The organism is Natronomonas sp. (assembly GCF_047616845.1).
GTDB lineage: Archaea > Halobacteriota > Halobacteria > Halobacteriales > Haloarculaceae > Natronomonas.
Window position 1 is genome coordinate 53,393 of sequence record NZ_JBLGBY010000006.1, and the last position, 8,997, is coordinate 62,389.

The following is an 8,997-nucleotide window of genomic DNA, read 5'->3' on the forward strand; positions in this document are numbered from 1 at the left end:
CTTACTCCTTCCCGGCGTACTCGCTGCCGGTGACTTCCCGAATCCGTTCGGCGGTCACGTCGCCGACGCCGTCGACTTCGATCAGGTCATCCTCGTCGGCGGTCATGACGGCTTCGACGCTGCCGAGATGCGCTAAGAGCGCCCGCGCGGTAATCGGGCCGACCTCGGCGATGGCGCCGACGACGTACTCCTGCTGTTCGGTCAGCGTCTTGCCGCCTTTCTCACCGTGTACCGACACCTCGCGGTCGTCGGTCTCCTGTTCGCGCGTCGCGATGACTTCGAGGAGGTCGGCCGTCTCGTCGGCGTCGGCGGTCTGCATCACGCTCGCGCCGAAATCGACCGCCAGCGAGGCGAGCGCGCCTCGGATGGCGTTCGGGTGAACGTTCCGCTCCTCGTAGAGGCGCTCACCCTCGATGATGACGAGCGGGCGGCCGTAGTAGCGGGCGGCATCGCCCACCTGCTCGAACATCGAACGGTCGCCGCCGACCAGCGTATCGAGGAAGTCCTCGACGGATTTCCGCTCGACGGCGACGCGGTCTGAGAGGACGTAATCGCCGACTGCGAGCGTTTCGAGCCGCGTTTCGACGCCCTCACGCGTCGAGAGGTCGCGGGCGATGTGGGAGTCGAGTTCCCGCTGGTCGGCGACGATCTCTATCGTCTCGCCATCCGGTGCCGCCGCAGCGATGGTGCCCTCGGGGTCGCCGTCGCTCGACTCCGCCTCACCGGCGAAATCCGTGAGGCCAACCTGGCCGTCGCTGGCGTCGGTGTCGGTGGCTGTCTCGTCTTCGGGTTCGTCCGATTCGGCTGCCGTCTCGCCGTCGGCGCTCTCGTTGTCTCTGTCGGTATCGGCGTCTTCGAACTCGCCGAGGCCGGTCTGTTTGGCGATTTCAGCCTCGATTTCCCCCTCGATGTTCTTCAGCTTCCGGAGTTCCTCCTCCATCTTCTGTTCCTCGTTTCTGGACATCCAGAAGAACGCCTCGTCGCGGGTGTCCTCAGCGAGGAGGACGACGACGCGGCCGTCGCTCGCCCGGCCGGTGCGGCCTTTCCGCTGGATGGAGCGGATGCCTTTCGGCACTGGCTCGTAGAACAGCACGAGGTCGACGTCGGGCACGTCCAGCCCTTCCTCGGCGACGCTCGTTGAGACGAGCACCTCGAACTCGCCGTTCCGGAACGCATCGAGCGTCTCCTTCTGTTCGTTCTGGGTCATCCCGTCGGAGCCTTCCTTGTCGCCCTGGCCGACGAACCGTCGGGTTTCGAAGTGCTCGCCGAGGAACTCGGTCAGGGTTTCGGCGGTGTCCCGCGATTCCGTGAAGACGATGACTCGCTCGCCGTTCTCGATGCCGAGCGTCTGGGCGAGCAGGATGCGCGTCCGCCGGAACTTCGGGTGGAGGTCGTCGAACTCCTCGGCGCGGCGCATGGCCTCCTTCACCTTGGGTTCGGAGACGAATCGCTGGCTGGCCTTCGACGACCCCGACGAGCGGGCGGCGTCGCGCTGGCGTTCGAAATACCGGCGCAGCGACTCGACGCTCTGGGTCTCGACGAGTTCGACCGCCCGCCGGAGTTTCATGATTTCGGCGTGGGCGGACATCCCCTTGTAGCCGTCACCGTTGTCGTTGTTGATGAGCTCCTGGAGTTTCGCCCGCATCGCGTTCAACTGCGATTGGGACATGTTCGGGTCGGTCGAGTTCGTCACGCCGAGGGTCTTAAGTTTCTCCAGGCGGTCGGAGATGACCTCGTTGAGCGCGTCCCGAATCTCGATGACCGTCTCCGGCAGCTCGACGCGCTCCCACTCGACCTCGGTGGTGTGGGTGTGGTCGGCCACGTCGGCGTCGTCTTCGGTCATCACCGCGACCTCCCGGAGGCCGAGGTTGTCACAGACGGTTAGAATCTCCTCTTTGTCGCCGCCCGGCGAGGCGCTCATGCTGGTGACGAGCGGGTCGTCGGCGTCGGCGTGATACCGGTCTGCGATGTAGTTGTACGCGTAGCCGCCGGTCGCGCGGTGACACTCGTCGAACGTAATGTGTGTCACGTCGGCCAGCGAGACGCGGTTCCCGACGAGGTCGTTCTCGACGACCTGTGGCGTCGCACAGACGACCCTCGCGGAGTCCCACAGTTCCGCGCGGTCGTCCGGCCGGATGTCGCCGGTGAAGACGACCACGTCCTCGTCATCGACGGAAAGTGCCTCACGGTAGAAGGTCGCGTGCTGTTGGACGAGCGGCTTCGTCGGCGCGAGCAGCAGCGATTTGCCGCCGTGTTCGGCAAGCCGATGGGCGGTGACAAGCAGGCTCACGGCCGTTTTGCCCAGCCCGGTCGGGAGACAGACGAGCGTGTGGTCGCGTTTCGCGGTGTCGGCGAGCCGGAGCTGGTAGCGACGCTTCTCGATGAAGCCGTCTTCGAGCATCGGCCCCTCGATGAACTCCGGCTCGTCCGTGGCTGTCGCCATCTGTCCCTCAGTTGGTCGCTGTACAGGATAAGGGTTCGGTCAGCACGGTGAAAGTGAAGCGCCCTCGGGACGTTCCGTCACGCGCGCGGCGTCTTCGCCACACTCATACGGATTGTTGTACCAAAGTACCGGCGAGCGGCCGGGACGGCTCGGCGTTCGCCGGGAAACGACTACAACAATCCGTATCACAAGTCAGCCAGCGTCTCGCCGTCCACGAGCCGCTCGATGGTGTCCGATAGTTCCTCGACCGCGACGCGTTTCTGCTCGGTCGAATCCCGCTCCCGAACCGTCACGGTGTCGGTCTCTTTCGTCTCGTAGTCCACGGTCACACAGTACGGGGTGCCGACCTCGTCTTGGCGACGGTAGCGTCGACCGATGTTGCCCGTGTCGTCATACGCGACCTCGAAGCCGGCCGCTCGGAGCTCCTGGGCGATGTCGCGCGCGCTGTCGTCGAGACCGTCCTTCGTCATCAGCGGGAAGACGGCGACGCTCGTCGGCGCGAGTTCGGCCGGCAAGTCGAGATACGTCCGCTCCTCGTCGTCCACGATGTCGGTGCCCTGGCTATGGATGAGCACGCTGTACACCAGTCGGCCGACGCCGAACGACGGCTCGACGACGTGTGGCGTGATGTGCTCGCCGGCTTCGGTCTGCTCGTCGACCGAGAAGCCGGTCTTCTCGACGGGGACGGTGTAGCTCTCCCCACCGACATCGACGGTGACGGTATCGCCGTCTCGCGGCTCGTCGCCGCTCGACCCGTCCGCGTCGCGTTGCGCCGCGCTCTCGAATGCCGAGCGGTCGCGGCCCGCAAGCGCCGCCAGGGCGTCGGCGATGTCGCCCGCCTTGCCGCCGAACTCGGGGCCGAGATAGCTCATGTCGGGGTCGACAGTCGCTCGTTCGACCGTCTTGGCCTCGTCGTACTGCCGGAAGAGAGTGAACTCCTCGCCGGAGTATTCGCCGTGTTTCTTGAGGTCGTAATCCGACCGATAGGCGAAGCCGGTGACCTCGACCCAGTTGCCGCCGAGTTCGGTCTCGGCGTCCCAGCAGTCCGCGGCGTAGTGGGCTCGCTCGCCAGCGAGATGCTGCCGATAGCGGAACCGCTCCATGTCGACGCCGATGCGTTCGTAGAACGCCATCGTGCGACCGAGGTAGTAGGCGACCCACTCGCTGCCGATGACGCCCTCCTCGACCGCCTCGCGGACGGTGTACGTCTGGATACCGCCGTCACCCTGCTGCTGTTCGGCCGAATACAGCGGCAGTTCGACGTCCGCAACGCGTTCGAGCGGTGGGTCGTCGTTCTCGGGGTCGATGAAATGCTCTAATTCGGCCTGCGTGAACTCTCGGACGCGAACCAAGGCGCGCCGCGGTGAAATCTCGTTGCGGTAGGCGGTGCCGATCTGGGCGACGCCGAACGGCAGCTGATTGCGGGCGTACTCCTTCAGGCGCGGGAACTCCACGAAGATGCCCTGGGCCGTCTCCGGGCGGAGATAGCCCGGCGACGAGGAGCCGGGGCCGATGTTCGTGCCGAACATGAGGTTGAACTCATCGACAGGCTCGTCTGCGAGCGCGACGCCGCATGAGGGACATTCGATGCCGTGGTCTGCGACGAGTTCGGCGACCCGCTCGGTGTCGAGCGCTTCGGCGTCCTCGACGTCCTCGACGGCATCCTCGACGAGGTGGTCAGCGCGGTGGGTCGCACCACACTCCGAACACTCGATTATCATGTCGTCGAAGCCGTCGAGATGGCCCGATGCCTCGAAGACGTCCTCGGGCATGATGGTCGGTGCCGACACCTCCATGTGGCCCTCCTCGCGGACGAAGATGTCACGCCAGGCGTCCTCGAGGTTCTGTTTCAGCGCGGCGCCCTCCGGGCCGTACGTGTAGAAGCCAGCCGTGCCGCCGTAGGCTTCGTTCGACGGGAAGAAGAAGCCGCGACGCTTGGCCAGTTCGGCGAGTGCCTCCAGCTCGGTCATATCAGCGCCTCCAGCAAGTCGACATCACGCACGATGCCGACGAGCTCGTCGCCGGACACCAGCGGAATCTGCTCGATGTCGTTCGAGATCATCAGCTGTGCGGTGTCGCGGGCGGTCTTCCGCTTCGACACCGTCACGAGGCCGTCGGTCATGAAGTCGCCGACTGGCTCGACCGGAATCTCGACGTTTAGCGTCGGCACGGCGCGACTGCCGACCGCCTTAATGCCCTCCCACATCCATTCGTCGTCCTGATTCGCGACCGCATCGCCGGGGTCGGATTCGCCCTGCACGACGCGGGCGACCTCGATGATGTCGACCTCGGTGAGCATGCCGGCGTGGCGACAGTCGTCGTCGAGAACGACGGTGTAGGGGACGTTCGCATGGTTGAGCTCGCGCTCTGCGACCGGTAGCGGTGTGCCCTGATACACCGTGTTCACGTCGCGGGTCGCGAGCGCGCCAACCGTCGTATCGCCGTCCTCTTCGCCCTCTGCGATGGCGTGGATGACATCCGTGACCGTGACGATGCCGACGAGTTCGCCGTCGTCGACGACGGGAACGCGTCGCTCGCCGGAGTCGATGACGAGTTCGGCGACTTCGGTCAGGCTTGCCGACGACTCGATGCTCGGTACTTCACGGATGAGCAGCGCCAGCTGGTCTTCGTCCGGCTGTTCGATGAGCGACTCACGGGTGACGAGGCCGCGGAACTGTTCGCCGTCCTCGGTCTGTTTGATGATCGGCACCGACGAGAACCCCCGGTCTTGCAAGTACTCCAGAACATCCTCTCTGGTGCCCGGAATCTCGACGGTCACCACGTCCGACCTCGGCGTCATCGCGTCTGCGACGTTCATATTCGCCTTCTACCTATCCCTGCGTACTAAGTCCACCGACCGAACGTTTCGGGCGGCACAGCCAACCGCATCCGCCCGCTACGATTCGGTCACTTCCTCACGGGAGAGGAAATGCCCGAGGACGCCGCGTCTGTCCGCGACCTCGCCGTAGACGCGCTCGCGGAACCGCTCGTAATCCTCGAATTGCCGGAAGAAGCCGAAGATGTCCTGTGACCCCGGCGGCACGTCGGCGCGCGCAAGCGCCTGCTCGACTGCGGCGCCACACGAGTACACCGTCTCGTCGGTTACCAGATGCGCACACTTCTCGTAGTCGTCTGGAAGCCGTTCGAGCTGGGCGTCGGTGAGCTCCGAGAACCCGACCATATCCAGTTCCGTCCGGTCGGCGATGTAGTTCGCCCACCACTTACAGAAGCCACAGTCGTCGTCGTAGACGAACACGTCGTCTGTCATACACGGGGCTTCGAGCGCCCCCCGTTTAGATTTCCCGACGTTACGAGAAGCGACCGGTTTCGGAACCACACTCGACACAGACCGTCACGAGGGCGTCGCCGCTATCGACGGATTCGATTTCCTGGTCAGTGCGCTCGCCGCAGGCCTCGCACTCTCGCAGCAGTGTCAGTTCGCCGCCGTCCGCGGGGGCCCCGAGGCCCAGCACCGTGACTCGGTCGTCTCCGGCGTTGCGGCTCTGCTGAAGCTCGCCGGGTTCGAACCGGATCACCTCGCCAGCGCCGATCTCGACGGCCCCGTCCTCGGTCTCGAAGGACAATGTCCCCTCGAGCACGTAGAAAATCTCCTCCTGGTCGGCGTGGGAATGGTAGCCGAAGGCGGTGCTCTCGCCGGGTTCGAGCTCGTAGAGCCGAATTCCCATGTGCTCGGTACCGAGCGCCGACCCGATCGGTCGCTTCACGTCGGCCGGGCCCATCCAGTTGTCGAGTTCGTCGATGGCGACTTTCTCCATGCGTCGCTATGGGATGCCGGGTAGCAAAAATGGTGGGAACGCAAACGGCGCAGGATTACGGCCTGCGGTTGGCGGATGGTGCAGTAACGGGGCGGTGACGGGGAAGACAGCGAGCATCCGCGAACGCGGAGCGCTCGCGGTTCCCGGCGACGAGGCGCGGAGCGCCGAGTCGCCGTAGCGAGAGCCGACTAACGCGGCGCCGAAGGCGCCGCGGCTGGAGGCTCTCGCGCATATTTTCCCCAAGTTTTTGCCGCGAGGCCGTGGTCGCCCGTGGCGACCCGGCCTCGTGTGCAAAAAGTTGGGGTCTCCTACATCATACCGCCCATGCCGCCGCCCATACCGCCCATGCCGCCCATACCGCCGCCGGCGCCACCTTCGGGCTCTTCGCCCTCGGTGGAGAGGTCGCCGGCTGCGATGATGTCGTCGATCTTGAGCACGAGGTTCGCGGCCTCGGTGGCCGAGGACAGCGCCTGCTGTTTCGCGTGTGCGGGCTCGACGACACCGGCGTCGGAGGTGTCGACGACCTCGCCGGTGAAGACGTTGAGGCCGGCGTTCTCGTCGCCCTCGTCGTGGGCCGCACGGAGGTCGACGAGCGTGTCGATGGAGTCGAGGCCGGCGTTCTCGGCGAGCACGCGCGGGACGAGTTCCAGTGCGTCGGCGAACGTCTCGACGGCCAGCTGTTCGCGGCCGGTGACGCTGTCGGCGTAATCGCGGACGCGCCGTGCGACCTCGATTTCGACAGCGCCGCCGCCGGGCAGCACGCGGCCGTCGGAGACGGTCTGGGAGACGACGTCGAGCGCGTCACCGATGCCGCGTTCGAGCTCGTCGACGACGTGGTCGGTGGAACCACGCAGAAGCAGCGTCACGCCGTGGGTCTCCTTGCCGGTACCCTCGACGTAGAACAGCTCGTCGTCCTCGTCGTAGTCGACGTCTGCGGCGCCGAGGTCGGCGGCCGTGACCGTCTCGAGCTCGGAGACGATGTTGGCGCTGGTGACCTCTTTCAGGAAGCCGAGGTCGGTCTTCTTGACGCGGGAGGTCGCGAGGATGCCTTCCTTCGCGAGGAAATGCTCCGCGAGGTCGTCGATGCCTTTCTGACAGAAGACGACGTCAGCGCCGGCGTCGGCGATGGCGTCGACCTTCGCTTTGATCTGCTCTTCTTCCTTGTCGAGGAACTGCTGGAGCTGGTCGGGGCTGTCGAGCTGGAGACTGGCGTCGGCGTCGGTCTCCTCGATCTCGATGGCCTCGTCGACGAGGAGCACGTCGGCCTCCTCGAAGTCCGTCGGCATGTCGGCGTGTGCGGGCTCCTTGTCGATGACCGCGCCGTTGAGGAGTGCGGATTCGCCGGCCGTGCGGCCGGTCTGGGTCTCGACGTTGACGTATTCGAGGTCGACGATGGTGTCGCCGGTCTCGGCCTCGACGGTGACGGCCTGGACGGCGTCGACGACGAGCTGGGCGAGCACTTCCTTGTCGAGCTCCGCGCCCTTCCCCGTCATCGATGTCTCGGCGACGTTCTTGAGGAGGTCGGCGTCGTGGGGGTCGACCTCGTGGGCGACGTTGTCGATCTCCTCGCGTGCGCGCTCGGAGGCGAGGTGGAACCCACGGATGATGGCCGTCGGGTGGATGTCCTGCTCGAGCAGGTCTTCCGCGTCCTTCAGGAGTTCGCCGGCGATGGAGACGGCGGTCGTCGTGCCGTCGCCTGCCTCGTCTTCCTGCGTTTCGGCGACCTCGACGATCATCGAGGCCGTCGGGTTGTCGATGTCCATCTCCTGGAGGATGGTGACGCCGTCGTTCGTGACGGTGACGTCACCCATCGAGGAGACGAGCATCTTGTCCATGCCTTTGGGGCCGAGCGTCGAGCGTACGGACTCGGCAACGGCCCGCGCCGCCTCGATGTTGTGTGATTGGGCGTCGCGGTCTTTCATTCGCTGGGAGTCTTCGCCGAGGATGATCATCGGCTGACCTCCCATTCGCTGCTGTTGGCTCATAGTCGTCCGAATGATTGTCCACGGTTCTATATAAAAGTGTCCTCTGCGGGCGAAGAACGGGGTGCACCCCCGAACAACGCGAAACGAGCAAAACCGTCGTACTACGGTGCTGTGTCAACCGTTAACTCGGTCTGAATCCTGAGCGGCAGAACGGAAAATCGACTCGCTACGAACCGGGGTTTATGTATCAACAGGCTCCTTCCAGTTGATGACCACGTTGCCGACGACGAAGCTATCGCGGCTTCCCGCCTCGCGCACCACCTGCACCGTGTTCTCGCCGGCTGTCAGTTCGGCGTCGGTCACGGCGTCCATCCAGTACTGCCAGCCCTCATTCGGCGGGATGTCGAACCCCGAGATGTCCGTCCCGTTGATTCGGATTTCGTGACCGAACCCACCCACCTCGTAGGCCTGCACCTCCAGATACGGCTCCGTCGGCGCCGCGGGTATCTCGAAGGTCATCGTTGTCGTCTCGTCGCCAACGAACGTCGCCCACGGCACCTCCAGCGCCGACTCGTCCGGGCCGAGCTGTTCGCCGAAATGACACAGTGCGTAGTTGGCGCGATGGCTCATGGGTCGACATGCGCGCCGGGAGCGTAATAGCGTGGTGGCGTCGCTCACGGTGTTGCTCGTCACAGAAACGTCCTCGCGGTTCGCTTTCGCTCACCGCTCGGTATCTCCGAGATTCCTCACTCGGTTCGGAACCTCGCTACGCGCCTCACGGCTATCGCCGTTCGGCATCGCCGAGATGCTCGCTTCGCTCGCATCTCGCTACGCCAGGACTGGGATTTGAACC

The 8,997-nt window shown here is 65.2% G+C and carries 7 protein-coding genes; all 7 read right to left on the reverse strand.

What is annotated here, in order from left to right; translation table 11 throughout:
* Position 1: 1 nt before the first annotated feature.
* Positions 2-2,443, reverse strand: a complete 2,442-nt coding sequence (locus ACI8UR_RS02465) for a DEAD/DEAH box helicase (protein ID WP_411714387.1) — start codon at positions 2,441-2,443, stop codon at positions 2-4.
* A 185-nt stretch (positions 2,444-2,628) separates the two neighbouring features.
* Complete coding sequence (glyS, locus tag ACI8UR_RS02470; protein ID WP_411714388.1) at positions 2,629-4,413, reverse strand: glycine--tRNA ligase; 1,785 nt, start codon at positions 4,411-4,413, stop codon at positions 2,629-2,631.
* Positions 4,410-5,261, reverse strand: a complete 852-nt coding sequence (locus tag ACI8UR_RS02475; protein WP_411714389.1) for a CBS domain-containing protein — start codon at positions 5,259-5,261, stop codon at positions 4,410-4,412. Before ACI8UR_RS02475 ends, glyS begins: the two co-directional genes overlap by 4 nt.
* A gap of 78 nt (positions 5,262-5,339) precedes the next feature.
* Positions 5,340-5,711: a DCC1-like thiol-disulfide oxidoreductase family protein gene (locus ACI8UR_RS02480; RefSeq protein WP_411714390.1), complete on the reverse strand. Its 372-nt coding sequence runs from the start codon at positions 5,709-5,711 to the stop codon at positions 5,340-5,342.
* A gap of 40 nt (positions 5,712-5,751) precedes the next feature.
* On the reverse strand, positions 5,752-6,219 hold the full coding sequence (locus ACI8UR_RS02485) for a cupin domain-containing protein (RefSeq protein ID WP_411714391.1): 468 nt from the start codon (positions 6,217-6,219) through the stop codon (positions 5,752-5,754).
* Between the two features lie 308 nt (positions 6,220-6,527).
* Positions 6,528-8,204, reverse strand: a complete 1,677-nt coding sequence (gene thsB, locus ACI8UR_RS02490; RefSeq protein WP_411714392.1) for a thermosome subunit beta — start codon at positions 8,202-8,204, stop codon at positions 6,528-6,530.
* A 180-nt stretch (positions 8,205-8,384) separates the two neighbouring features.
* On the reverse strand, positions 8,385-8,774 hold the full coding sequence (locus ACI8UR_RS02495; protein WP_411714393.1) for a hypothetical protein: 390 nt from the start codon (positions 8,772-8,774) through the stop codon (positions 8,385-8,387).
* Between the last annotated feature and the right edge of the window lie 223 nt (positions 8,775-8,997).